Below are 24,134 nucleotides of genomic sequence, written 5' to 3' on the forward strand. Positions count from 1 at the left end.
CCTGGCGGTGGGGGCCGCGGTTACGCTGCTCGTCATCGGCGGCCGGGAGGTGCTCGGCAGGCTCGGCGAATCAGAGCCCGCACGCGAGCGCACCTCAGCTCCCGCCAGTGAACCGGCCACGGCGCCCGCCAGTGAGAAGAGCGCTCAGGAGCCCACCGTGCGCATCGAGTGCGTGGCCGAGACCTGCCCGCTCGTCACCGTACGCGTGCCCGGCGGCGACGTGCTGCAGCACCGTGACATGAGCAGGGGCGAAGAGGTCAGCTTCCACGAGCCCGAGCTCGACGTCGTGCTGACCGACGCGAGCACCGTCCACGTCACCGAGAACGGCACGCTCCGCGAGCCCGGCGAGGAGGGCGCCCGCGAGTCCTTCACCGTCCGGGCCCCCGACTGAGCTCCCTGTTACAGGCCGAGATCCTCCAGCGTGTACGCGCAGCGGTACTCGAGGCCCTCCGCCGTGATGCGCTCGCGTGCGCCCCGGTCGACGATCGTCGCCACGGCGACCACCTCGGCGCCCGCCTCGCGCAGCGCCTCCACGGCCGTCAGCGGCGAGGAGCCCGTCGTCGAGGTGTCCTCCACGGCCAGCACCCGGCGGCCCTTGACGTCGGGGCCCTCGATGCGGCGCTGCATGCCGTGCGCCTTCTGCGCCTTGCGCACCACGAACGCGTCGAGCGCCCGCCCGCGCGCGGCCGCCGCGTGCAACATCGCGCCCGCCACCGGATCGGCGCCCATCGTGAGCCCGCCCACCGCGTCGTAGTCGAGGTCGGCGGTCAGGTCGAGCATCACCCCGCCGACGAGCGGCGCCGCCACGCCGTCGAGCGTGATGCGCCGCAGGTCGAGATAGAAGTCGGCCTCCTGGCCCGAGGAGAGGGTGACCTTGCCGTGGACGATGGCCTTCTTCTTGATCTCGGCCAGCAGGTTGTCGCGATCCGTCATGGCATCAAGCTTAGAGTCCTGGTCACGGCCGCATCCCACAGGTAAAGACGCGCTCGCGGTTTAGCCATGGCGATGACTGCGGAATGATGACCCGGGTAACCCCGCGTCATCGTTAGGTCACTATGAGTGCCGAAACTCCGCAAAGCGACGCCGATCTGCTCCACGCGGTCCAGGCGGGCAACGCCGCTGCCTACGGCGAGCTCTATGAGCGCCACGTGGCCGCCGCGCGTGCCATGGCCAGGCAGCTCGTCAGCGGTGCCGAGGTGGAGGACGTCGTCGCCGAGTCGTTCACGAAGATCCTCGACCTGGTGTGCCGGGGCGGCGGCCCCGAGTCGGCGTTCCGCACGTACCTGCTGACGATCGTGCGGCGCACGGTGCACGACCGGTCCAGCATCGCCGCCCACCCCACGGGCGAGATCGAGCGGTACGACCCGACGGCGCCGTTCGTCGATCCCGCGCTGGCCGGGCTGGAGCACTCGCCGATCGCCCGGGCCTATCTGTCGCTGCCCGAGCGGTGGCGGGCGGTGCTGTGGCACGCCGAGGTCGAACGCGCCAGGCCGGCCCAGGCGGCGCCAATGCTCGGGCTGTCGGCCAACGGCGTGGCCGCGCTGGCCTACCGGGCGCGGGAAGGGCTGCGGCAGGCGTACGTACGGCTGTATCTGCGGCCGGATACGCCGCCGGAGTGCCGCACGGTGCTCGGCCGGATGAGCCACTACGTGCGCGGCGGGCTGGCCCGGCGCGAGGCCAAGGCGCTCGACGAGCACGTCGACGCCTGCGAGGAGTGCCACGGCGTGCTGCTGGAGGTGACCGACGTCGATCGCGGGCTGCGCGTCATCGTCGGGCCGCTGATCGCCGGTCCCCTGTTCAGCGGCTACGTGGCGGCGCTGGCCAGGGCGGTGGGCCCGGGCGGTGCGGCCGGTCGGCCGCTGCGGGCGCTGCGGCGGCTGTGGCGGGCGCCGCGGCGCTGGCAGGCGGTGCTGGCCGGCGGCACGGTGCTGGCGGTGGCCGTGGCCGGGGGCGTCCAGTTGTTGTCCGACGCGGAGCCGGTCGCCGAGCCGTCGGTCGGGCCGCCGATCGCGCTGCCGGCCCCGTCGGCCGTGCCGGTGCCGGTGCCCGTGCCGCTGCCGGCCGAGGAGCCCTCTCCGGTGCCGGCGCCCGGCGGCAAGGATCGGCAGGCGACGTCCGCCAGGCCGGTGGGTGCGCGGCTGCGCGTCACGATCGACCCGCTCGGCTCGCTCGTCCGCGCCCGGCCCGGCATCGTCGGCATCCGCGTGCGCAACCACGGCGAGGTGGCCAGCGCGAACGTCGCGGCCCACGTCGACCTGCCGCCGGGGGTGACGTTCGTCCCGTCCGTGCTGCGCGGGCCCGGCGCCGCCGTCTCCGGCGCGGTGGGCACGGTCGACGGCTGGCAGTGCCGTCCGTCCGGTCGCGGCGCCCGGTGTGCCAGGGAGCCGCTCGCCGCGGGGCGGGCCACGGCCGTGTACCTGCGGGTGCTCGTGTCCGGCGCGGCCCCGCAGACTGCGGGCCCCGTCGTCCGCGTCACCGCCGGTCCGCTGCGCGTGCGTGCCCGCGCCGAGCAGGGCGTACGCGCGACCGGCGCGCCCGCCAGGTTCGCCACCGAGGGCAGGGTGGCCGTCCGGGCGATCGGCAACACGCTGCTGAGCTGCCCCGACGAGCAGGCGGGCTGCCGCGAGGCGCGGCGGCGCGAGGGGGAGCAGCGCGACAACGACCTGTGGCCGATGCTCGCGCTCGACCGCGACGACCACCCCTTCACCGAGTCCTCCAGCTCGGCGGTGTTGTCCGTGCCCAAGGGCGGCGAGGTCGTGTGGGCCGGGCTCTACTGGTCGGCCACGGGCGCGCAGGCGGGGCCGATCAGGGTCCGGCCGCCGGGGCTGCGCACCTACCTGACCGTCCGGCCCAGCGAGGTGATGGTGCGCGAGCTGCCGGTCGGGCCGGTCTACCAGGCGTTCGCCGACGTGAGCGAGCTCGCCCGAGGCGTACGCGCCGACGGCACGTGGTGGGCGGGCGACGTGCCCATGGAGGAGGGGGTCGCACGCCATGCCGGGTGGAGCCTGGTGCTGGTGGTCACCGATCCGGCGGAGCCGTACAGCCAGGCGATGGTGCTCGACGGGGGCACGGTGGTCGGGCGGCGGGCGTACGTACCGCTGGGCGGGTTGCGGCCGGCCGCCTCGCCCGCGCGGGTCGAGCTGGTGACGTGGGAGGGCGACGCCGACCTCGGCGGCGACAAGGTCTCGCTGGGCTCCGGCCCGCTCACCCCGTCGGGCGGCGACCGCGAGGCGTCCAACGTCTTCGACGGCTCGGCGCGCGGCGCGAGGGAGCTCTCGTTCGGCGTCGACGTCGACACGGTGAGCGCCGAGCTGGGCGTCGATCCCGGCCTCACGATCGCCACGAACAAGGACGTCGTGCTGTTCGGCGCGGCCGCCGTGAGCGTGCGAGCCCGGCAGTGACCAATAACGGGACAAACTGGTACGGTCGGCCTGAATGGTCTGGCGGCTCGGTGCGTGAGGGTCGAATCGTCGGGATTAACCCTCGCACGATCACCCGCTTTCATTACCCTGAGAGAGGGCCGCCGAGTCCGGGTCTCTGACGGTGCAGAGCCAGCAAGGTCGGACCATCAGGAAAGGGGCGGTGTCAGTGGATCGCTGTGCGCTGTTCGTGGACGCTGGCTATCTGCTGGCTGACGGGGCGTTGGCCGTACACGGCACACGTCATCGCGAGGCGGTGTCCTGGGACTATCCGGGGCTGCTCCAGTTAATGACCAACCTGTCGCGTGAGCGTACCGCGCTGCCGCTGTTGCGCTGCTACTGGTACGAAGCGACGGTCGAGGGCCGCCGCACCCCCGAGCACGACGCGCTCGCCGACATTCCGGGCCTGAAGCTGCGGTTGTCGCGCATCCGCCCGGGGCGGCGCGAGGGCGTCGACGCCCAGGTGCACCGCGACCTCATGACGCTCGCCCGCAACAACGCCATCTGCGACGCGGTCGTCGTCAGTGGCGACGAGGACCTCGCCCAGGTCGTCTGCGACGCGCAGGACCTCGGCATCCGGGTGACCGTCATCAACATCGCGGCCGAGGGAAGCTGGGCGGTGTCGCGGTCCCTGCGGCAGGAGTGCGACGACCTCGTGGAGCTGGGGGCACCCCACCTGCGGCCGTACGTCAGCCTGGTCACCGGCATCTCCGAGGCGTCCAACGGGCACCACCAGCCGATCGGCAACGGCCAGGCCACCCACTCGCTGCCTGCGGCGCAGCCGTCCCTGCCGCCGGCGCCGTCGTCCACCGGCAGTCACGCGGCCGGCCCTTCCTCGGCGGCTCAGCCGCGCTCGGGCCCTGACTCGCCGTCGTACGGCGGGCCGAACACACCGTCCTCCGCCGGTTCCGGCACGTCTTCGTACGGCGGGTCGGGCTCGGCTTCGTACGGCGGGTCCGGCGCTGGATCATCCGACGGGTCGGGCTCGAACGTTCCTTCCTACGGCGGGTCCGGCGCGAACACACCGTCCTCCGCGCCTTCCTACGGCGGGTCCGGCGCGAACACACCGTCCTCCGCGCCTTCCTACGGCGGGTCCGGCGCGAACTCGGCGTCACCCGGCGGCAACGTGTCCTCCTATGGCGGGTCTCACGCGAACGGCCAGGTGTCGGGAGGGTCGGGAGCGAACGGCCAGTTGCCCGGCGGGTCCGACGCCGACGGGCCGATGCGCGGGCAGCCGTCCACGCCTCCGGCGCTGCCGCCGTACAGCGGTTACCAGGGTGAGCAGCAGCAGCCGCAGACCAACGCGCCGTCGTCGGCGCCGGTCACCGGGCCCGTGCAGGCTCAGTCGCCCAGCACCGGCCAGTTCTCCTCACCGTCCAGCGCGGGTTCGTACCAGCAGTCGAACAGCGCGGCCTACCAGCCGTCGCAGCCGGGGCCGTACACGGGGCCGCAGCCCGCCCCGGTCGTTCCTCCCTCCGCCGCCACGGCGGGGGCCACCACTCTGGCCGACGCCGTCAAGGCCGCCCACAGGGAGGGACACGACTTCGGCGAGTCCGTGGCCCGCGACGCCCCGGCGCTGTGGCTGGAGGCGGTGCTGGCGCGCAAACCCCGCATGCCGTCCGACCTGGAGGCACGCCTTCTTCAGGGCTCCTCGCTCCCGATCGACTTCCTCCTGCACGACGAGGTCCGCCACGCCCTCCGCCGCGGCTTCTGGGACGCCCTGGAACGCGCCCGCAACTGACCCTCACCCGCCGGACACCCGTCTGCCTCGCTGTCCGCGCTCTCTTGCGGCACGCCGCCCACCGCCTCGTGGTTCACCCACCGCGCCGCGCGTTTCCCTGTGCATGCCGCCGCACGCGGCTGTCAGCGCTCGGAGCGGTGCGTCCCGTGAAAGGGCAGTCGCGCTGCCGATGATGGGACGCGGTTGCCGATGGTGCGCGTACCGCTTCTGGGATGTGCGCCCGTGAGCGGGACCCCGGAAATCCGGAGAGGTGCCGCGCTCTGGGCGCCCCGCCGCCCCCTGAGGTGGGGCGGTGGGCGCACGCGTCAGGAGAGGGCGTCGAAGGCGGCGCGGAGGTGGTTGACGCGGTCCGTCAGGTCTCCAAGGGGGGCGGTCAGGGCGGGGTCCTGGGTCTTGCGGGCCAGTTCGCGGACGCGGGCCAGCTCGTCCTCCACGGCCGTCAGCCGGCGTGACAGCTCCGGCAGCACCGACGCGTGGTCTCCGGCGCCGGGCGGCAGCTCGCCGCTCACCCGGTCGCGCAGCAGCGCCGCCTGCTCGGCCAGGCGCTTGTTCATGTTGTACAGCTCGCTGAACACCGACACCTTCGCCCGCAGCACCCACGGGTCGAACGGCTTGGTGAGATAGTCGACCGCGCCCGCCGCGTAGCCGCGGAAGGCGTAGTCGGGGGCGCTGTCGACCACGGTCAGGAAGATGATCGGGATGTTCCTGGTGCGCTCGCGCCGCTTGATGTGCGCGGCCGTCTCGAAGCCGTCCATGCCCGGCATGCGCACGTCGAGCAGGATCAACGCGAACTCGGTGTTGAGCAGCGCCTTGAGCGCCTCCTCGCCCGACCGGGCGCGTACGGGCACCAGGTCGAGCGAGCTGAGGATGGCTTCGAGGGCGATCAGGTTTTCCTCGCGGTCATCGACCAGGAGGATCTTGGCACGATCCGACATAGATCACGACCCTTCGGCTGGTGATGCTGACGAGTCGGACGCGGGTCCGCGCCCACGGCTGAGCCAGCCGCGCAGGCGTTCGAGCAGACGGTCCACGTCGACCGGCTTGGGAACGTAGTCGGAGGCGCCCGAGGCGATGCTCTTCTCGCGATCACCCCGCATGACCTTGGCGGTCAGCGCGATGATCGGCAGGTCCGCGAACTGGGGCATGCGCCGGATGGCCGAGGTCGTGGCCCAGCCGTCCATCTCCGGCATCATGATGTCCATCAGCACGAGCGCGACGTCCTCGTTCCGTTCGAGCTGCTCGATCCCCTCCCGACCGTTTTCAGCGTAGACGACCGTGGAGCCGTGTCGTTCCAGCACGCTGGTCAGCGCGAAGACGTTGCGGATGTCGTCGTCGACGATGAGGATCTTGGCGCCGTTCAGCGGGTCGTCGCCCTGCCACTGGGCGGGCGTCTCGATCGGGGGCTCGACCAGCTCCGGCATCGGCATGTCCAGCGGCATCGGCGGCTCGGGCGCCGCCGCGGCGGGCTCGTCGCTCGGCGGTGTCATGAGCTGCCGGCGCGCCGCCCCGCCGTCGGTCGCGGTCAGCGGGCCGGTGTAGGAGGCCGGCAGGTAGAGCGTGAACGTGCTGCCTTTGCCCAGCTCGCTGTCGACGTGGATCTCGCCGCCGAGCAGGCGGGCGATGTCGCGGCAGATCGCGAGGCCGAGGCCGGTGCCGCCGTACTTGCGGCTCGTGGTGCCGTCGGCCTGCCGGAACGCCTCGAAGATGACATCGCGCTTGTCGGGCGCGATGCCGATGCCGGTGTCGACCACGTGGAAGGCCAGCAGGTCGTGCGCGTCGTGCAGGGCGTCGTCGTCGAAGTCGACCCCGACGGGCGCCTTGGCGACGCGCAGCTTCACCTCGCCCCGCGGGGTGAACTTCACCGCGTTCGACAGCAGGTTGCGCAGCACCTGCTGCAGCCGCTGCTCGTCGGCGCGCAGCTCCTTCGGGACGTCCGGCTCGACCTCCACGTTGAACGACAGCCCCTTGTCCTGCGCCAGCGGCGCGAACGCGGCCTCCAGCAGGTCGACCATCTTCGGCAGCGACACCTGGATCGGGTGGATGTCCATCCGGCCGGCCTCGACCTTCGACAGGTCGAGCATGTCGTTGATGAGCTGCAGCAGGGCCGAGCCCGCGCTGTGGATCGTGCGGGCGAACTCGACCTGCTGGGAGGTCAGGTTGCCCTCGGCGTTCTCGGTCAGCAGCTTGGCCAGCACGAGCAGGCTGTTGAGCGGGGTGCGCAGCTCGTGGGACATGTTGGCGAGGAACTCGGACTTGTAGCGCGAGGAGACCGCGAGCTGCTCGGCGCGCTCCTCCAGCGTGCGGCGGGCCTGCTCGATCTGGAAGTTCTGGATCTCGATCGCGCGGTTCTGCTTGGCGAGCAGCGCCGCCTTGTCCTCCAGCTCGGCGTTGGACCTGCGCAGCTCCTCCTGCTGGCGCTGCAGCTCGTCGGAGCGCTCCTGGAGCTCGCGGGTGAGCCGCTGCGACTCGGTGAGCAGGTCTTCGGTGCGGGAGTTGGCGATGATCGTGTTCATCGTCACGCCGATGGTCTCGACGAGCTGCGTCAGGAAGTCGAGGTGAACCTCGCCGAACGGCGTGAAGGAGGCCAGCTCCAGCACGCCGAGCACCCGGTTCTCGAACAGGATCGGCAGCACCACGATCTGCGCGGGCGTCGAGCGGCTGAGCCCGCTGTCGATCGTGATGAAGTTCGGTGGCACGTCGTCGAGCACGATGTGCCGGCCCTCGGCCGCCGCCTGGCCGACGATGCCCTCGCCGATCGCGAAGCGCTGGCGCGGCCCCCGGTCGGGGCGTACGCCGTAGCCGCCGATGAGGATCAGCTCGCCCTCGGCGTCGGGGTTGATGCTGTAGAAGGCGCCGTAGCGGGCCGAGACCAGCGGCGTCAGCTCGCTCATCGTGAGCTTGGCGACTTCGAGCAGGTCGCGGTGGCCCTGCATGAGCCGCGAGATGCGGGCCAGGTTGGACTTGAGCCAGTCCTGCTCCTGGTTGGCCTGCGTGGTCTCGCGGAGGTTGGCCACCATCGAGTTGATGTTGTCCTTCAGCTCCGCCAGCTCGCCCTGCGCCTCGACGGCGATCGAGCGCGTCAGGTCACCGCGCGCGACGGCGCTGGTCACGGTCGCGATGGCGCGGATCTGGGTGGTGAGGCTGCCGGCCAGCTCGTTGACGCTCTCGGTGAGCCGCTTCCAGGTGCCCTCGACGCCCTCGACGCGGGCCTGGCCGCCCAGCTGCCCCTCCGAGCCCACCTCGCGGGCCACACGGGTGACCTCGGAGGCGAACGACGACAGCTGGTCGACCATCCGGTTGACGGTGGTCTTGAGCGCCAGGATCTCGCCCTGGGCGTTGACGTCGATCTTGCGGGTGAGGTCGCCGTTGGCCACCGCCGTGGTGACCTCGGCGATGTTGCGCACCTGGTACGTCAGGTTGTTGGCCATGGAGTTGACGTTGTCGGTGAGGTCCTTCCAGACGCCCGACACGCCCTTCACGCGGGCCTGGCCGCCCAGTTGCCCCTCGGTGCCGACCTCGCGGGCGACGCGGGTGACCTCGTCGGCGAAGGACGACAGCTGGTCGACCATCGTGTTGAGGGTGTCCTTCAGCTGGAGCATCTCGCCCTGGGCGTCGACGGTGATCTTCTTCGACAGGTTGCCCTGGGCCACCGCGGAGGACACGGCCGCGATCTGGCGCACCTGAGAGGTCAGGTTGTTGGCCATGGAGTTGACGTTGTCGGTGAGGTCCTTCCAGACCCCGGACACGCCGCGCACCTGGGCCTGGCCGCCCAGCTGTCCCTCGGTGCCGACCTCGCGGGCGACGCGGGTCACCTCGGAGGCGAACGACGACAGCTGGTCGACCATCGTGTTCATGGTCGACTTGAGCTCGAGGATCTCGCCCTGCGCGTCCACGTCGATCTTGCGGGTGAGGTCGCCGTTGGCGACCGCCGTGGTCACCTGGGCGATGTTGCGCACCTGGTACGTCAGGTTGGCCGCCATGGAGTTGACGTTGTCGGTGAGGTCCTTCCAGACGCCCGACACGCCCTTCACCTCGGCGCGCCCGCCCAGCTTTCCTTCGGTGCCGACCTCGCGGGCGACGCGGGTGACCTCGTCGGCGAAGGACGACAGCTGGTCGACCATCGTGTTGAGGGTGTCCTTCAGCTGCAGGATCTCGCCCTGGGCGTCGACGGTGATCTTCTTCGACAGGTTGCCCTGGGCCACCGCCGTCGCCACGGTCGCGATGCTGCGTACCTGGGAGGTGAGGTTGTTGGCCATGAAGTTGACGTTGTCGGTCAGGTCCTTCCAGACCCCCGACACGCCGGTCACCTGTGCCTGGCCGCCCAGCTGGCCCTCCGTGCCCACCTCGCGGGCCACGCGGGTCACCTCTTCGGCGAAGGCGGACAGCTGGTCGACCATCGTGTTGACGGTGTTCTTCAGCTCGAACATCTCGCCCACGGCGTCGACCGTGACCTTGCGGCTCAGGTCGCCCCTGGCCACGGCGGTGGTCACCACGGCGATGTCGCGCACCTGCGCCGCCACCCGGGAGGACATCGTGTTGACGGCTTCAGTGAGGTCGCGCCAGCTCCCCGACATGCCGCGCAGATTGGCGCTGCCGCCCAGCCGGCCCTCGGTGCCCGCCTCGCGGGCCACCCGGGTCACCTCGCTGTTGAACAGCGCGAGCTGGTCGACCATGCCGTTGATCGCCTTGCCCAGGCGGCGCACCTCGCCGCGCGCCGACCGGTCGAGGTCGATGCGCCGCGACAGGTCGCCCTTGGCCACCGCGTCTATGACGTCGGCCGCCCCGCTCACCGGGCTCACCAGGGCGTCGATCAGCATGTTGACCGACTCGACGCTCTCGGCCCACGCGCCGACGCCCGGCCCCGGGGTCAGGCGCTCGCCGAAGCGGCCCTCCTTGACGACCTCCCGGCGCACACGCGACAGCTCGTTGGCGAGGTGTTCACGGCGGTCGGCGACCTCGTTGAGCAGCAGCCGCACCTCGCTGAGAATGCCAGGAGGCGCATGGGGGACCCGGCGTCGGAAGTCGCCGTCACGCCAAGAGAAAAGAGTCTCAAGGATGGGCACGAGATCGGACTCGGTGTAAGTCCTCTCCTCAGGGCTGGGCGCAACCTTGGCCGTGGTCATAGGGCCTCCTTCACTCGCGGCTGGCTCCTGCGAGTGATTCAAGTCTGTCACGATGAGTAGCTCGTAGTCCTGTCCTTGGATTTACCCCAAGTCACCGGGAAGTGTGGTAGGCACGTTGGGATGACTGGTTCTCCCCAAGCAGTGCTCGCTGCGACGTTCGCGCCGGGCGAGACTGCTGTGACGTCTGCGATGAGGTTCACGCGCGAGGTGTTGACCGCGTGGGCCACCGGTGGTGCGCTCCACACCGCCGAGCAGGTCGCAGGAGATCTGGCCGAGCAGGTCGCCGCCGAGCCCTTTGAGGTGATTTGGAAGCATTTCGGGAACGCGGTCCAGGTCGAACTGCGGCAACGAAACCTCTCCCAAGGCGATCTCAAAGCTCCTTCCGTGCACGTCGAAGAGTGGGGAGTCACCTTCCAGGGCGACTCCCGTGTCCATTGGGCTAGGCTCACGCTACCTGGCTCGGCGGACCAAGTGGCAGCCGAATGGCTGGAGGAGAGCTCGCGAGGCCCGCACTGGCTGGGCTTCCTGGCCGACGCGAGCGACCTGCTGGCGGGCACCCTCGACCCCGACATGGTGCCGGCGATCATCGCCCAGGTCGTGGTGCCGCGGCTGTCGAGCTGGTGCGCCGTCTACACCTCCGACCACAGCGGCCCGCCGCGGCTGCGCTACCTCTGGCACGCCGACGAGTCCCGCATCGACGGCCTGCGCGAGCAGCTGTCCGAGATGGACGTCTCGGCCGCCGACACCCGGGTGACCTCCGCGATCCACCTGGCCGAGTGGCAGGTGCTGGCCGTGCCGCTCACCGCGCGCGGGCGCAGCCTCGGCATGATGTGCCTGGGCCGCACCGACCGCTTCCCCGACGAGGTCATCCAGTTCGCCGACGACATCGGCAGGCGCGCCGCCCTGGCCATGGACAACGCCCGGCTCTACGCCCAGCAGGCCGCCGCCAACCGCGCCCTGCAGCGCAGCCTGCTGCCGCCCAACGAGCCTGAGGTCCCGGGCCTCGACTACGGCGTCATCTACGAGCCCGCCGGCGAGGCCAACGAGGTCGGCGGCGACTTCTACGACCTGTTCAAGGCGGGCGACGACTCCTGGCGCTTCGCGATCGGCGACGTGTGCGGCACCGGGCCGGAGGCCGCCGCCGTGACCGGTCTGGCCCGCCACACGTTGCGCCTGCTCGCCCGCGAGGGGTACGGCGTCGCGGCGGTGCTCGGCCGCCTCAACCAGGCGATCCTGGAGGAGGGCGAACGCGCGCGCTTCCTGACGCTGCTGCACGGCGACATCACACCCGTCGAGAGCGGGCTGGAGGTGCGCCTGGTCTCGGCCGGCCATCCCGAGGCGCTGCGGCTGCGGCCCAACGGCAAGGTGGAGTCGGTCACCACGCCGCAGTCGCTGCTCGGCGTCTTCCACGAGGTCGTGTTCGAGGCCGACACCGTCCATCTCGACCACGGCGACGTGCTGCTGGCCGTGACCGACGGCGTCACCGAGCGCCGCTCCGGTGGGCGGCTGCTCGACGACGACGGCGGCCTGGCCAAGATGTTGTCCGAGTGCGCCGGCCTGTCAGCCAGGGCGGTGGCCGAGCGGATCCGCAGGGGCGCGGCCGAGTTCGCCGCCGAGCCGAGCGCCGACGACCTGGCCATCGTGGTGCTGCGCGCCCGCTGAGCCCTAGCCGTCGATCTTCACGGCGGTCGTGTGCTTGCGGGCGAACTCCAGCTGCCGCGCCGTCTGGGTGATGCGCTCCGCGACCACGAGCGAGGCCCCGATGGCGTCGTAGGTGTAGACCTCGTGCTCGCTGCCGTGCTCGGCGAGCTTGGCGACGTACTTCTCGATCTGGCGCAGCGGGCAGCGGCAGTCGTTCTGGCCGGCCAGGATCAGCAGCGGGCTCTTGACCTGGTCGACGTACGTGATGGGGGAGCTGGCGGCGTACCGCTCGGGCTGTTCGGCGGGTGAGCCGCCGAGCAGGGCGCGGTGGAAGGCGCGCAGGCTCTCCGACTCGTCCTCGTACGAGGTGTGGTGGCAGGCGATCGGCACGGCGGCGATGCCGGCCGCCCAGAGGCCGGGCTGGGTGCCGAGGCCGAGCAGCGTGAGATAGCCGCCCCAGGCCGTGCCGGCCAGCACCATCCTGGCCGGGTCGGAGATGCCCTGCTCGACCACCCACTGCCGCACGGCCGCCACGTCGGCGAGCTCGATGTGACCCACGTCGTCGCGTAACGTGTCGCGCCAGGCCGATCCGTAGCCGGTGGAGCCGCGGTAGTTGACCCGGACGACCGCGAACCCGGCGTCTACCCAGGCCGCGACCTCGGGCGAGAACGCGTCGCGGTCGTGCGCGTCGGGGCCGCCGTGCAGCAGGAAGACCGTGGGGAAGGGCGCGATGCCCGTCTCGGGTTTGGAGACGAGCGCGTGGATGCGTCCGCCCGCGCCCTCGACGTCGATGTCCTGGACGGGGACGCTCGGCGGGGCCGGCGGGCCGCTGGGGTTGACCACGACCTGGCCGGTGCTGGAGCGGATGACCGGCGGGTGTGAGCCGCTCGACCAGGAGTACTCGACGTGGCCGCCGGGCCGGGGCGCGGCTTCCTCGATCACGCCGTGGGGCGTGTCGATGAGGATCAGGCCGCCGCCGGCGAGGTCGTAGCGGTGCAGGTGGGTGCGGGCCCGGTGGTCGCGGACGATGAGCAGGCCGCGGCCGTCGTGGTACCACTCGGCGGTCAGCTCGCCCGGGTCGCGCAGCCAGATCTCGCGCTGCTCGCCGGTCACCGGGTCCCACACGAGGGGCTCGTGGCGGTGGCGGCGCTCGTGCAGGGTGAGCAGGCGGCGGTCGCCGGGCACGGGCGCGAAGTCGAGGCCGATCACGCCCTTGGCGGGGCCGTCGTACAGCTCACCGACCTCCTGGCCGTTCTGGCGGACGACGCGCAGGGCCGGGTGACGGAAGTCGCCGTACTCGCCGTGGTTGATCGCGATGAGGGAGCCGTCGAGCGACATGCCGGCGACCCAGGCGGCCTCGGTGTGCTCGTACAGCGTCGTGGCGGGCCTGTCGGGGCGCACCAGGTGGACGCGGAACGCGCCCCCGCCGGCCAGGCTGATCGCGGCCACGCCGGTCGTGGACAGCGCGATGCCGCCCGGCTGGCCCGGCGGCAGTTCGGGGGCCACGGGCTCGTCCGGGCCGCCGGTGAACGGCTGACGCCACCAGCTGCCGTACTCGTCGCCGTCGGTGTCGCCGAACCAGTAGATCCACTGGCCGGTGGGGTCGATCGCGGCGTACGCGGTGCCGCTGGGGCGGTCGGTGACCTGGCGGGTCGCGCCGGTCACCCGGTCCCAGGCGTAGACCTCCCACTTCCCGGTGGCGTTGGAGCGGTAGATGGAGCGGTTGGGGGCCTGGCGCGCCCAGGTCGGCAGCGTCATGCGCGACGCCCGGAACCTGGCCTGCCAGCGTTCCTCCGCCTTCATCGGGGCGCGCCCCCTCCCGTTGATGTCCCGCCGTGGGATGCCGTCCAGTATTGCGCCTGTGTCGGAGAAATACTCGGGAAATGTGGGGGAATTTCGGACTAAATGCCCCATCAGTAACACCAGTTGCAGATGTCCGTCAAGGAACAGCCCTTGATCGGGGTGCGGGCTCGAAGATAGACAGATGAAAGGCGGCACGTGTCATGACTTTTTCCCGCCTTTTCGCGACATTTCGGGAGATAAAGGTAGCAATTCGTGCGTTCAACGCCTCGGGATCGTGGTGCCACGCGCTCGGGCCCATCCCGATCACCTGGGCGATATCGTCGTGCCCCAGCTCCATCTCGAACGCGATCGAGCGCCGCTCCGACTCCGTGAACCCCTCCAGGCTCCGGGCCACGCGGTGCTCCTTCTCCTCGTCGACCGAGAGCAGCCCCAGCTCCCGCACCAGCGGGCTGAGGTGGTCGGGCGCGGGGGTGACGACCACCGCGACGCCGCCGGGGCGCAGAACGCGCCGGAACTCGGGCCCGTTCCTGGGCGCGAAAACGTCGATCAGCACGTCGGCCACCCCGCTCCTGATCGGGAGCGGGCGCCACACGTCGGCCACGAACGCCCCTGCCCTGGGATGCACCCGCGCCGCCCGGCGCACAGCGTGTTTCGACACATCGAACGCCATCCCGATGCCATCGGCCACCGCGTCGAGCGCGGCCGCCAGATAATGCCCGGTGCCCGCGCCGGCGTCGACGATCAGCGGCGCGGCCCTGCGCTCCGCGCGGCGATCCTCGACGATGTCCGGTCGCCCCGCGGGAACTCCTGCGCCCGCGACGTAACCGGCCTCCACTCCCGCCCCACGGTACGCCTTCGACTCTCCGCCGTCATTCGTTTCGGGATAGGACTCACGTTTTTCTGGAACGTTCTCCCCTGCGGCATAAGTCCGTACGGCGTCGGCGACGGCGTGGGCGAGCGGGGCGTAGTGACCCCGGTCGAGGAACGCGGCCCGAGCGGCCACCATCGCGGCGTTGTCGGCGGTGCCGGGCGGGCGGGAGCCGACGAGCAGGCTGACGTATCCCTGTCGGGCGACGTCGAAGGCGTGGCCGTTGCCGCATCGTACGGCGGCGGCGTCGAGCCGCAGGTCGGCCCGGCAGACGGGGCAGATGAGGAAGCGCACGATGTCGGCCAGCATGCGGCCCATTCTGGTGGATGGGCGGGGACGCTCAGGCGTGCGCGGCTTCGAGGAGGAAGGCGGCGTTGGAGGGCGTCTTGCGAAGCTTGTCGACGAGCATCTCCATGCCCTGCTGCTTGTCGAGGGAGGTGAGCATGCGGCGCAGCCGCCAGACGACCTGCTGCTCGCCGGCGTGCAGCAGGATCTCCTCGCGCCGGGTGCCGGAGGCGTCGAGGTCCACGGCGGGGAACAAACGGCGTTCGGCCAGCTCGCGGGTCAGGTGCAGTTCCATGTTGCCGGTGCCCTTGAACTCCTCGTACAGGCTGTTGTCCATGCGCGAGCCCGTGTCCACCAGCGCGGTGGCGAGGATGGTGAGGGAGCCGCCGCCCTCCACGTTGCGGGCGGCGCCGAAGAAGCGCTTGGGCGGGTAGAGGGCGCGGGCGTCGATGCCGCCGCTGAGCACCCGCCCGCCGCTCGGCGCCAGGTTGTTGTACGCCCGCCCGAGCCGGGTCAGCGAGTCGAGCAGCAGCACCACGTCACGACCCGACTCGACGAGCCGCTTGGCCCGTTCGACGGCCAGCTCCGCGATGGCGGCGTGGTCGCGGTCGGGGTGGTCGAAGGTCGAGGAGAAGATCTCGCCGTCAATGCTGGCGCGGATGTCGGTGACCTCCTCGGGCCGCTCGCCCACGAGCACCACCATGAGGTGGACCTCCGGGTGGTTACGGGTGATCGCGGCGGCCAGCGCCTGCAGGACCATGGTCTTGCCGGCCTTGGGCGGGGCCACGATGAGGCCGCGCTGTCCCTTGCCGATCGGCGCGAACAGGTCGATGACGCGGGTGCTGAGCGACTCGGTCTCGAGGGTGAGACGCTCGGTCGGGTGGATGGGGGTGAGGCCGGCGAACGCGGGCCGCCCGTGCCACTCGGTGAGCCCGTTGACCGTCTCGACGTTGACGAGCTTGTTGCCCGCGAACGACGCGACCACGTGGTCACCGGGACGCAGGTCGTACTGCCGGACCTTCTCCGGAGTGAGGCGCACGTCGCCGGCCTGCGGCAGATGTGCGGTCCTAATAAAGGCGGATTTGTCGTGTATGTCCAGCAATCCCGTCACATGACGGATCTGCGTGGACGCACGCTGTTCAGGAATGGTGTGCAAGGACATGCTGAGCCCCTTGAGGGAATGCGCCGGCAGCACGGAAGCGCCGGCGGGGTGAGAGAAGAACGGCGGGCCCATGAAGACGCGGGCCGGATGAAAGACCAGCGGAGCGAAGGCTCAACGCTTGGCAGGAACATATCACGCCATCTGCACCAGACAACACCTAGCCCTCTGGGACTATTCCCGGGCCGTTCTCCGTGTCTTGCCGCCCGCGTGGGCGGCGTACGCGTGACAATGTCTTTCAGCGCACCGTACGGCGAGGAAAATTCCGCGCACGGTGCGGACGGCCCCCATCGGCAAGCGGCGTGCAGGACCCCTGCAACTCGATGAGGGTTCCATGAGACCGGCAGAGACCTTCCTTTGGGGGAGCACCATGAAGACCGTCAACCGTTGCCCGCAGTGCCACCACGAGCTCGACGAGGGCCCCATCATGTACCGCTGCTCGCACTGCTGCCGCGCCGTCTACGCCGCCGACCTCGAGAACGAGTTCGTGCCCCGTCGGCCGATCGCCGCCTAGACTCGGCGGATGCCGCATCGCTCGATCACCGTCTCCGGCGTCGAGATCACACCGCTCTGCGACGCCGTGGGCCCCATGGGGGCGGCGATCGGCCGCCCGCTCACCAAGATGTTCGCCGGCTCCGGGCTCCGCGACGAGCCCTGGGTCCTGCACTTCCACTGCTATCTGCTCCGCGACGCCGCCGGCCGGCTGACCCTGGTCGACACCGGTGTCGGCGCCGCGGACTCCCCGGCGGCGAGCTGGGCGCCCGTCCCCGGCACGCTGGCCGGTGAGCTGGCCGCCGTAGGCGTCGCGCCCGCCGACGTCGGCACCGTGATCCTCACCCACCTCCACAGCGACCACGCCTCCGGCGCCGTCGCCGACGGCAGGCCGGCGTTCGAGAACGCCCGCCACGTCGTCCAGCGGGCCGAGCTGGAGGCCGCCGCCGGCCCGATGCTCGACGACGTCGTCTCCGTGATCAAGGGTCAGCTGCACGCGGTCGAAGGCGACGCCGAGGTCGCGCCGGGCGTGCACGTCCACCTCGCGCCCGGACACACCCCCGGCCACCAGATCGTCCGCGCCGGTGAGGTGGCCATGACAGGCGATCTGGTGCTCCACCCGGTGCAACTGGCCGATCCCGCCATCCCGTACCTCTACGACGACGACCCCGAGGCCGCCGCGCGCACGCGGGCCGAGGTGCTGGCCCGGCTCAGGGCCGAGCGTGCGGTCCTCGCCACCGCCCACTTCGGTGAGCCGTTCACCGCCCTCTGAGCGTTACCGCCCGGCCGGCACCGGCTGGTCGGCCAGGAGAGCCGAGGGCAGCGCCACCCGCGCGGTCAGCCCCCCGTACGGCGAGACCGCCAGGGTGACCTTGATGTCGTGCCGGGCGGCCAGCCGGGAGACCACGAACAGCCCGAGCCGGTCGCTCTGGGCCAGGTCGAACTCCGGGGTGCGGACCAGCCGGTCGTTGAGCTCGTCCAGCTCGGTGCGCGGCAGGCCGAGCCCGCGGTCCTCCACCTCGATCACGAAGCCGTGCGGGGTGGTCGAGCTGCGCACGTCCACCCGGGTCTGCGGCGGGGAGAAGAGGGTGGCGTTCTCGACGAGCTCCGCCAGCAGATGGGCCACGTCGGTGACCACCGAGCCGAGCAGCGCGACCGGCGGCGGCTGGAGCACCTCGACCCGCTCGTACTCCTCGACCTCGGCCACGGCGGCGCGGATCACGTCGTGGATGGGCACCGGGTTGCGCCAGCCGCGGCCAGGGGCCTGGTCCGACAGGATGATGAGGCTCTCGGCGTGCCGGCGCATGCGGGTGGTGAGGTGGTCGAGCTTGAACAGGTCGGCCAGGATCTCCGGCTGCTCGGTGGCCCGCTCCATGCCGTCGAGCTGGAGCAGCTGGCGGTGCAGCAGCGACTGGTTGCGCCGGGCCAGGTTGACGAAGACCTGGCTGACGCCGTGGCGCAGCCGCGCCTGGTCGACGGCGGCCTCGACGGCCGTGGACTGCACCTCGTTGAAGGCCTGGACGATGTCGGCGATCTCCGAGGTGGCCGTCTCGACGCGCAGGGGCGCGCTCTCGTCGGCGGTGGGCGGCTCGGTGCTCGTCCGCAGCCGGCGCACGAGCCCGGCCAGGCGCACGTCGGCGAGCTCGGTGGCGGCGTCGCGCAGCCCGGCCAGCTCGCGCACCAGGCGCTTGCGGAAGCGCAGCGAGATCAGCACGGACGCGACGACGACGATGAGGCCGGCGCCGCCCGCGACGCCGAGCTTGACGAGCATGCCGACGGCCGTCGGGGTCACCCGGTCGGTGATGCCCTTCACGGCGGCGGCCTGGTTGCGTTCGACGGCGGCCCACAGGTTCCGGCCGTCGATGGGCCAGGTGGCCGCGGCGGCGGGCAGGCCGTCGTCGGAGCTCGTGCTCCTGATGACGTCCTCGGCGGCCAGGAACTCCAGGTAGGCCGGCGAGGCGGCCATCCCCTCGTACGCGCCGCGCAGGCCGCCGTCGAGGTGGGAGAGCGCCTGCGTGTACAGGAGCCGCCTGGTGGCCGCCATCTCCGCGAACGCCGCCCGCTCGCGGATCCCGACCCGGCCCTGGTCGAGCAGCACGGCGATCAGCGCCCGCTCGCGCGACAACATCTCCTTGGCCTCGCCCAGCATGGTCACCGCGCGGGCCTGCCGAAAGAGGGACATGTCGGGCACCGGGACCATGGCGTCGTACATGCGGAAGGACGCGTCCACGATGTCGCTGTAACGGGCGATGACCTCCAGCGGCGTGAGGACGTCGCCGTCCAGCTCGCGGCGGATGTCAGGGAGCCGGGCCAGCCCGCCGTTGAGCGCGGCGAGCTGCGCGGTCATCTGCGGCGACAGGTCGCGCATCCCGCCCGACAGCGTCCGGTACGTCGTCACCGCCCGGTCGGTCTTCCGCCGCTGATCGGCAACCGCGTCGGCGCCCCGGCCGGTGACCAGGAACTCGACCGACACCAGCCGCTCGGTCTGCAGCTCGATGTTGACCTGCTCGGACGGGGTGGCCACGTTGGTCGCCAGGTCGTTGATCGCCAGCAGCCGCAGGCCGTCGACGCCGGTCAGACTCGCGGCGAACGCCCACAGGCCCGCCAGGGACAGCAGCGGCACGAGCAGGAGGGCGAGCAGCTTGAGTGCGATGGGACGGCCACGCGTGGGGGGCATGCGACCTCCGGATGCATGATGAGATCGCCTCGCAGAGTACACCCCCTTTGGAAGGATTCCTGTGCGTCTTCCACGTTCGTTCGCCGGGTGGACCATCGCGGTCTTCGGCGTTCTGGCCTTCGCGCTCGGCCTGCTCGGCCTGATCTCGCCCGACACCATGCTGGCCATGCTGGGCTTCGAGGTGCTCGACGTCCGCCCGGCCGGGGACTACACGCACGTGTACATGGCCGCGTCGTCGATGGCGGCCGTCAACATGGGCGTCTACTACGTGTTCGCCGCCTCTCACGACTACACGCCGTTTTTCCGGTGGACGGTGCCGTTCCGGCTGGTGACGTTCACGGTGTTCACGTCGCTCGTGCTGACGGGGGCGGCGCCCGGGGAGTTCTTCGGCGTGGGGCTCTGGGAGGGGCTGGGTGCGCTGATCACCGGCTTCGCGCTCTGGCGCGAGGGCAAGCTGTTGCCCTCGCGCCAGGAGGCGCCCGCCGCGTGACCGCTCAGTGGCGGTTGTCGGAGCCGCGGGCGACGAGACGGTCGCCGGCCGCGGGCTCGTGCTCGCGCTCGGCCTGCTCGGCCTGCTCGGCCTGCTCGGCCTGCTCGCGTTCGGCGTGCTCGCGCTGCAGCTTCCGTTCGAGCTCGCGCTTCTCGTCCTCCAGCCGGGCAACCCGGCTGGAGGCCTCGGCCTTGGCGCTGCGAAGCCGGCGGTGTTTCCTCGCGGTCCTGCGCGAACCCGAGCTCAGCAGCCACAGGCCCAGCATCAGGACGGCCGCGCTGGCCGCCCCGGCCAGGAACATCTCCACGTGGTTGAGCTCGAAGGTGTATCCGAACAGGACGTACCTGGTGCTCTCCTCAGTGAGCACCAGGTAGAGAGCACCGCCGGCGAGCAGGGCCAGGATCAGTCCCAGCACGATCATCCAACTCACCCCTTGTCGTCAGAGAGGGGTTTCCACTTCCCGGAGATCGACGGGATATGCGGATTTTCAGGGCTTGTCGATGAGCGAGAGCAGGATTTCCAGGGGCATCGAGCCGGGCGGACGCTTCTCCCGGGCGAACCTGTCGGCCTCGCGCCGCAGCACCTCGTTGACCGGTGTCGGCACGCCGTGCTCGCGCCCGAGCAGCACGATCTCGCCGTTGAGATAGTCGGCCTCGATGGAGCCGCTGCCCCGCGCCAGGCTCTGCCAGGACGACCCGCCGCCCCGCTCGACGCCCTCGACGGGACGGGCGTCGACCTTGTGACCGCGCACCTCGGCCTCCTCCTCGGGCGTGGAGTAGGCGATGCCGGCCCGCTCCAGCACGGTGCGGGCCTCGGCGCGGGCGCGTTCGGCCACCTCGGACGCGCCCTGTGCGCGGCCGACGAGCGCGTCGACGGCGTTGGCCAGGTTGCCGAGCAGCTTGCCGTACTTCCAGCGCATCACGTCGGGCGTGGCGCGGGCCACCAGGCCGTGCTTGCCGAGGTCGGTGACGATCTGGTGGCCGAGGTCGTCCACACCCTGGGGATAACGGCCGACGTGCAGCATGCCCGAGTAGGGATGGCCGGTGGCCACGACGACGCCCGGCTCCAGGTGCTGGGCGGGCAGCCACACGCACATGCCGTAGACGCGCTCGAACCGGCGCAGGACCATGCGCTCGTTGGCGACGCCGTTCTGGGCGCACACCACGGGCAGGTCGTGCGGCCAGGGGTCGAGCGCGGCGATGGTGTCCTGCGACTTGGTCGCGAGGATGAGCACGTCGTCGTCGCCCGTGGGCACGGGGCCGTCGGCGGCCGGGATGTCGAGGGTCTCGTCGGACTTGGGAGTGATCAGGCGCAGGCCGTCACGTCTGAGAGCGTCGTAGTGGGCTCCGCGCGCCACCAGGAGGACGTCGTGCCCGCCCTGGTGGAGGCGGGCCCCGATGGTGCCGCCGACTGCTCCTGCTCCGACCACGATGTAGCGCATGGTCAGAGGATGGCACTGCTCACTTGGCGAGCGCCACTTGCCTCTGCGGGGCCACGGCAGTGCCGCGCGACCGCTCTCGCACGATCGTCTTCAGGACGCGCCAGCCGTCGCGGACCGCGTGCAGGTTGCTGTCGCCGTGGATGCGCGAGCGCTCGTGGCTGGGGATCTCGCGGATGACGAGGCCGGCCTGGGCGGCGCGGACGTTCATCAGGGTCTCGATCTCGAAGCCGTCGCAGTCGAGGCCGAGGGCGTCGAGGTGGTGGGCCCAGAAGGCGTTGTAGCCGTAGCAGAGGTCGGTGTAGCGGGTGCCGTAGAGCAGGTTGGTCAGCGTGGTGAGGGCCTTGTTGCCGAGCGAGCGGATCGCACTGAGGTCGTCCGAGCCGCCACCAGGGGCGTGCCGGGAGCCCTTGGCGAAGTCGGCGCCGTTGACCAGCGCGGTGACGAACGAGTGGATCTCGCGGCCGTCGGTGGAGCCGTCGGCGTCGATCATGACGATGATGTCGCCCCGGGCGGCCTGGAAGCCCTCGATGAGAGCGTTGCCCTTGCCGCGCCGGGTCTGCACGACGACCCGGAGGTCGGGGCGCAGCCTGCGCGCCACGGCGACGGTGTCGTCCGTCGAGTTGCCGTCGACCAGGATCACCTCGTCGATCCAGTCGGGCAGCGTGGCGAAGACGTGAGGAAGGTTCTCGGCTTCGTTCATCGCGGGGACGATGACACTGACGCTGGCGGCGAAAGGCTGCTTGTTCATGAAATCAAGGTCCCCCGCCGGACATGCAATTGGCTTGAAATCTTCTTGCAGTCACCGAATTTCGGGTGATATTTCAGGGAATTTCGGCCTCGGCGGATCGGGAAATGATCTCGTCGACCGTCTCCTCGGCGGTCTGGCGCGAGGTGTCCAGCCACAGCCCGAGGCGCGGCGTCTCGCCCCGCAGCACCGCGTCGAACTGGGCGATCGTCCATTCGCCGACGTAGCCGGCCTTGTCGCGGGCGCTCTCGCGGCGCGCCACCACCGCCGGGTCGGGAGCCAGAACGACCACATAAAGCGGACGTGTATCGGCCAGTTTCGTAAACCGTTCCAGATCCGGGCCGATAATGATGTCCTGGACTATTGACGTAAAGCCCGCATTGGCATAGAGGTCCGCCGTATTTGCGGCAATTCGCTGGCGAAGATGGAGCTGGCGGACCTCCTCCTCGCCCATTTCCGGTGTCGGATCGGCACGGCCCCCGACGACCATGCGCCGGAACACGTCACCGCGGACGTGCGCCGAGCGCGGCAGGCGTTCGGCCAGCGCCTGCGCCACGGTGGACTTGCCGGACGCCATGATCCCGGTGATCAGGACGACGCCGTTCACGCCCCCACCAGCTTCCGCACCCGGTCCGCGCCCACCGCCATGAGCAGCGTGGGCAGCCTGGGGCCGGTGTCGCGGCCGACGAGCAGCCGGTAGAGGAGGGCGAAGAACTCCCGCTGGGCGGCCTTCAGCTCGGGCGTGGCCGGGGTGTCGGCCGGCAGCCCGGCCAGGCGCTTCGGCACGCCGTAGACGAGGGCGGTCAGGCCGTCGAGGGTCCAGTCGTCGAGGCCGTCGGCCAGCAGGCGCAGCGCCTCACCCTCGTCGCCGCCGAGCGAGGCGAGCAGCTCGTGGTCGGGCGTCTCACGCACGCGCGTGCGCTGGTCGGCCGGCAGGTGGCCGTCGACCCAGCGCTGGGCGCGGTCGAGGCGGGGGCGGGCCGCGTCGAGGGAGGGCACGCCGTCGAGGTCGCGCAGGATGCGCAGGGTCTGGCCGGCGTGGCCGGTGGTGATGTCGGCGACGGAGGCGAGCGTGCGGTAGGGGACCGGGTGGGGCGTGGCCGGGAGCGGGGCCTGCGCCGTGCGCACCGCCCGGTGGTAGGCCGCCAGCTCGGCGGGCTGGGCGCGGCCCTCGGTGACCTTGCGGCCCAGGGCGTCCCACTCGTCGTAGAGGCGGTGGATCTCCTGGTCGAAGGCGATCTTGAAGGACTGGGCGGGCTTGCGGCGGGCGTACAGCCAGCGCAGCACCGGCGCCTCCATGATCTCCAGCGCGTCGGCCGGGATCGGCACGTCGCCCTTGGAGCTGCTCATCTTGGCCATGCCGGTGATGCCGACGAAGGCGTACATCGGGCCGATGGGCTGCTGCCCGCCGAACACCTCGCCGACGATCTGGCCGCCGACGACCCACGCCGAGCCGGGCGAGTGGTGGTCGACGCCGGACGGCTCGAACACCACGCCCTCATAGGCCCAGCGCATCGGCCAGTCGACCTTCCACACCAGCTTGCCGCGGTCGTGCTCGGCGAGCCGGACGGTCTCGCCGAAGCCGCACTCGCAGGTGTAGGCCAGCTCGGTCGTCTCGTCGTCGTACGCGGTGACCGTCGTCAGATCGCGCCCGCACAACTCGCAGTACGGCCGGTACGGGAAATAGTCCTGCTCATCGGGCTCGTCGGGCTCTCCGGCACGGGTCCGGTAGCGCGAGAGCACGGCGTCGATCTTCGCGCGCTCGCGCATGGCCAGCAGGATCTGCTCGCGGTAGGCGCCCGAGGTGTACTGCTCGGTCTGGCTGATGGCGCGCACCTCGACGCCCAGCTCCGCCAGCGCCTCCACCATGGGCGCCTTGAAGTGCTCGGCCCAGTTGGCGTGGGGACTCCCGGGAGGCGCCGGCACCGAGGTCAGCGGCTTGCCGATGTGCTCGGCCCAGGAGGGGTCGACGCCCGCGGGGACGCGGCGGAAACGGTCGTAGTCGTCCCACGACAGCAGGTGGACGCACTCCAGGCCGCGCCGCCTGATCTCGTCGGCGACCAGGTGGGGGGTCATGACCTCGCGCAGGTTGCCCAGGTGGATGGGGCCTGACGGGCTGAGCCCTGAGGCGCAGACGATGGCTTTGCCCGGGGCGCGCCTCTCCGCCTCGGCTATCACGTCGTCCGCGAACCTGGAGACCCAGTCGGTCTCGGCACTTTCCGCCATCGCGCCATTCTTGCGGCTTCGCGC

At 71.2% G+C, this 24,134-nt stretch carries 20 protein-coding genes; 7 read left to right on the forward strand and 13 right to left on the reverse strand.

Annotation, left to right across the window (positions count from 1 at the left end):
* The first annotated feature begins 7 nt into the window (after positions 1-7).
* Positions 8-391: a hypothetical protein gene (locus E1286_RS08740; protein WP_132610525.1), complete on the forward strand. Its 384-nt coding sequence runs from the start codon at positions 8-10 to the stop codon at positions 389-391.
* 8 nt (positions 392-399) lie between these two features.
* Here E1286_RS08740 and E1286_RS08745 read toward each other — a convergent pair whose 3' ends face one another.
* Positions 400-933 carry an orotate phosphoribosyltransferase gene (locus E1286_RS08745; protein WP_132610527.1) on the reverse strand — a complete coding sequence of 178 codons (534 nt, stop codon included), beginning with the start codon at positions 931-933 and terminating at the stop codon, positions 400-402.
* A 122-nt stretch (positions 934-1,055) separates the two neighbouring features.
* Here E1286_RS08745 and E1286_RS08750 point away from each other — a divergent pair, with 122 nt between their 5' ends.
* Positions 1,056-3,401 carry a sigma-70 family RNA polymerase sigma factor gene (locus E1286_RS08750; RefSeq protein WP_132610529.1) on the forward strand — a complete coding sequence of 782 codons (2,346 nt, stop codon included), beginning with the start codon at positions 1,056-1,058 and terminating at the stop codon, positions 3,399-3,401.
* Positions 3,402-3,588: 187 nt separating this feature from the next.
* Complete coding sequence (locus E1286_RS08755; protein ID WP_132610531.1) at positions 3,589-5,160, forward strand: NYN domain-containing protein; 1,572 nt, start codon at positions 3,589-3,591, stop codon at positions 5,158-5,160.
* Positions 5,161-5,465: 305 nt separating this feature from the next.
* Here E1286_RS08755 and E1286_RS08760 read toward each other — a convergent pair whose 3' ends face one another.
* The 3 genes from E1286_RS08760 to E1286_RS08770 form a co-directional block, all read right to left on the reverse strand.
* Entirely contained in the window at positions 5,466-6,095 is a 630-nt protein-coding gene (locus E1286_RS08760; protein WP_132610533.1) for a response regulator, read from the reverse strand.
* Positions 6,096-6,098: 3 nt separating this feature from the next.
* On the reverse strand, positions 6,099-10,283 hold the full coding sequence (locus tag E1286_RS08765; protein ID WP_132610535.1) for a HAMP domain-containing protein: 4,185 nt from the start codon (positions 10,281-10,283) through the stop codon (positions 6,099-6,101).
* An 81-nt stretch (positions 10,284-10,364) separates the two neighbouring features.
* Positions 10,365-10,718 carry a hypothetical protein gene (locus E1286_RS08770; protein ID WP_132610537.1) on the reverse strand — a complete coding sequence of 118 codons (354 nt, stop codon included), beginning with the start codon at positions 10,716-10,718 and terminating at the stop codon, positions 10,365-10,367.
* 36 nt (positions 10,719-10,754) lie between these two features.
* Between E1286_RS08770 and E1286_RS08775 the strand changes: the two genes are divergently transcribed.
* Positions 10,755-11,945: a PP2C family protein-serine/threonine phosphatase gene (locus E1286_RS08775; protein WP_132610539.1), complete on the forward strand. Its 1,191-nt coding sequence runs from the start codon at positions 10,755-10,757 to the stop codon at positions 11,943-11,945.
* A 3-nt stretch (positions 11,946-11,948) separates the two neighbouring features.
* Here E1286_RS08775 and E1286_RS08780 read toward each other — a convergent pair whose 3' ends face one another.
* From E1286_RS08780 to rho, 3 genes are all read right to left on the reverse strand, one after another.
* The gene (locus tag E1286_RS08780) at positions 11,949-13,727 is read right to left on the reverse strand and encodes a S9 family peptidase (protein WP_132610541.1); all 1,779 of its coding nucleotides are present in this window, start codon (positions 13,725-13,727) and stop codon (positions 11,949-11,951) included.
* A 136-nt stretch (positions 13,728-13,863) separates the two neighbouring features.
* Positions 13,864-14,904: a putative RNA methyltransferase gene (locus tag E1286_RS08785; protein WP_132610543.1), complete on the reverse strand. Its 1,041-nt coding sequence runs from the start codon at positions 14,902-14,904 to the stop codon at positions 13,864-13,866.
* A gap of 31 nt (positions 14,905-14,935) precedes the next feature.
* Positions 14,936-16,042: a transcription termination factor Rho gene (gene rho, locus E1286_RS08790; RefSeq protein ID WP_165969647.1), complete on the reverse strand. Its 1,107-nt coding sequence runs from the start codon at positions 16,040-16,042 to the stop codon at positions 14,936-14,938.
* A 367-nt stretch (positions 16,043-16,409) separates the two neighbouring features.
* Here rho and E1286_RS47685 point away from each other — a divergent pair, with 367 nt between their 5' ends.
* Both E1286_RS47685 and E1286_RS08795 read left to right on the forward strand, forming a co-directional pair.
* On the forward strand, positions 16,410-16,553 hold the full coding sequence (locus tag E1286_RS47685; protein ID WP_165969648.1) for a hypothetical protein: 144 nt from the start codon (positions 16,410-16,412) through the stop codon (positions 16,551-16,553).
* 9 nt (positions 16,554-16,562) lie between these two features.
* On the forward strand, positions 16,563-17,303 hold the full coding sequence (locus E1286_RS08795) for an MBL fold metallo-hydrolase (protein ID WP_246074604.1): 741 nt from the start codon (positions 16,563-16,565) through the stop codon (positions 17,301-17,303).
* 3 nt (positions 17,304-17,306) lie between these two features.
* Here E1286_RS08795 and E1286_RS08800 read toward each other — a convergent pair whose 3' ends face one another.
* Complete coding sequence (locus tag E1286_RS08800) at positions 17,307-19,208, reverse strand: sensor histidine kinase (protein WP_165969649.1); 1,902 nt, start codon at positions 19,206-19,208, stop codon at positions 17,307-17,309.
* Positions 19,209-19,269: 61 nt separating this feature from the next.
* Here E1286_RS08800 and E1286_RS08805 point away from each other — a divergent pair, with 61 nt between their 5' ends.
* Positions 19,270-19,698: a hypothetical protein gene (locus E1286_RS08805; RefSeq protein WP_235854226.1), complete on the forward strand. Its 429-nt coding sequence runs from the start codon at positions 19,270-19,272 to the stop codon at positions 19,696-19,698.
* A gap of 4 nt (positions 19,699-19,702) precedes the next feature.
* Here E1286_RS08805 and E1286_RS08810 read toward each other — a convergent pair whose 3' ends face one another.
* The 5 genes from E1286_RS08810 to lysS form a co-directional block, all read right to left on the reverse strand.
* Positions 19,703-20,119 (reverse strand): hypothetical protein, encoded by a 417-nt coding sequence (locus E1286_RS08810; protein ID WP_132610547.1) that lies wholly within the window; start codon positions 20,117-20,119, stop codon positions 19,703-19,705.
* 66 nt (positions 20,120-20,185) lie between these two features.
* Positions 20,186-21,139, reverse strand: a complete 954-nt coding sequence (locus E1286_RS08815; RefSeq protein WP_132610549.1) for a ketopantoate reductase family protein — start codon at positions 21,137-21,139, stop codon at positions 20,186-20,188.
* A 19-nt stretch (positions 21,140-21,158) separates the two neighbouring features.
* Complete coding sequence (locus tag E1286_RS08820; RefSeq protein ID WP_132610551.1) at positions 21,159-21,887, reverse strand: glycosyltransferase family 2 protein; 729 nt, start codon at positions 21,885-21,887, stop codon at positions 21,159-21,161.
* Between the two features lie 73 nt (positions 21,888-21,960).
* Positions 21,961-22,491 (reverse strand): AAA family ATPase, encoded by a 531-nt coding sequence (locus E1286_RS08825; RefSeq protein ID WP_132610553.1) that lies wholly within the window; start codon positions 22,489-22,491, stop codon positions 21,961-21,963.
* On the reverse strand, positions 22,488-24,110 hold the full coding sequence (lysS, locus tag E1286_RS08830; RefSeq protein WP_132610555.1) for a lysine--tRNA ligase: 1,623 nt from the start codon (positions 24,108-24,110) through the stop codon (positions 22,488-22,490). Before lysS ends, E1286_RS08825 begins: the two co-directional genes overlap by 4 nt.
* Positions 24,111-24,134: the final 24 nt, after the last annotated feature.

Source organism: Nonomuraea terrae (assembly GCF_004348995.1).
GTDB classification, from domain to species: Bacteria; Actinomycetota; Actinomycetes; order Streptosporangiales; family Streptosporangiaceae; genus Nonomuraea; species Nonomuraea terrae.

What these genes read in the sequence shown, in the direction of transcription:
- E1286_RS08745 (WP_132610527.1), bottom strand. Translation starts at nt 933, where the DNA reads ATGACGGATCGCGACAACCTGCTGGCCGAGATCAAGAAGAAGGCCATC.
- E1286_RS08750 (WP_132610529.1), top strand. Translation starts at nt 1,056, where the DNA reads ATGAGTGCCGAAACTCCGCAAAGCGACGCCGATCTGCTCCACGCGGTC.
- E1286_RS08760 (WP_132610533.1), bottom strand. Translation starts at nt 6,095, where the DNA reads ATGTCGGATCGTGCCAAGATCCTCCTGGTCGATGACCGCGAGGAAAAC.
- E1286_RS08765 (WP_132610535.1), bottom strand. Translation starts at nt 10,283, where the DNA reads ATGACCACGGCCAAGGTTGCGCCCAGCCCTGAGGAGAGGACTTACACC.
- E1286_RS08770 (WP_132610537.1), bottom strand. Translation starts at nt 10,718, where the DNA reads ATGGACACGGGAGTCGCCCTGGAAGGTGACTCCCCACTCTTCGACGTG.
- E1286_RS08780 (WP_132610541.1), bottom strand. Translation starts at nt 13,727, where the DNA reads ATGAAGGCGGAGGAACGCTGGCAGGCCAGGTTCCGGGCGTCGCGCATG.
- E1286_RS08785 (WP_132610543.1), bottom strand. Translation starts at nt 14,904, where the DNA reads ATGCTGGCCGACATCGTGCGCTTCCTCATCTGCCCCGTCTGCCGGGCC.
- rho (WP_165969647.1), bottom strand. Translation starts at nt 16,042, where the DNA reads ATGTCCTTGCACACCATTCCTGAACAGCGTGCGTCCACGCAGATCCGT.
- E1286_RS47685 (WP_165969648.1), top strand. Translation starts at nt 16,410, where the DNA reads ATGAAGACCGTCAACCGTTGCCCGCAGTGCCACCACGAGCTCGACGAG.
- E1286_RS08795 (WP_246074604.1), top strand. Translation starts at nt 16,563, where the DNA reads ATGCCGCATCGCTCGATCACCGTCTCCGGCGTCGAGATCACACCGCTC.
- E1286_RS08800 (WP_165969649.1), bottom strand. Translation starts at nt 19,208, where the DNA reads ATGCCCCCCACGCGTGGCCGTCCCATCGCACTCAAGCTGCTCGCCCTC.
- E1286_RS08810 (WP_132610547.1), bottom strand. Translation starts at nt 20,119, where the DNA reads ATGATCGTGCTGGGACTGATCCTGGCCCTGCTCGCCGGCGGTGCTCTC.
- E1286_RS08815 (WP_132610549.1), bottom strand. Translation starts at nt 21,139, where the DNA reads ATGCGCTACATCGTGGTCGGAGCAGGAGCAGTCGGCGGCACCATCGGG.
- E1286_RS08820 (WP_132610551.1), bottom strand. Translation starts at nt 21,887, where the DNA reads ATGAACAAGCAGCCTTTCGCCGCCAGCGTCAGTGTCATCGTCCCCGCG.
- lysS (WP_132610555.1), bottom strand. Translation starts at nt 24,110, where the DNA reads ATGGCGGAAAGTGCCGAGACCGACTGGGTCTCCAGGTTCGCGGACGAC.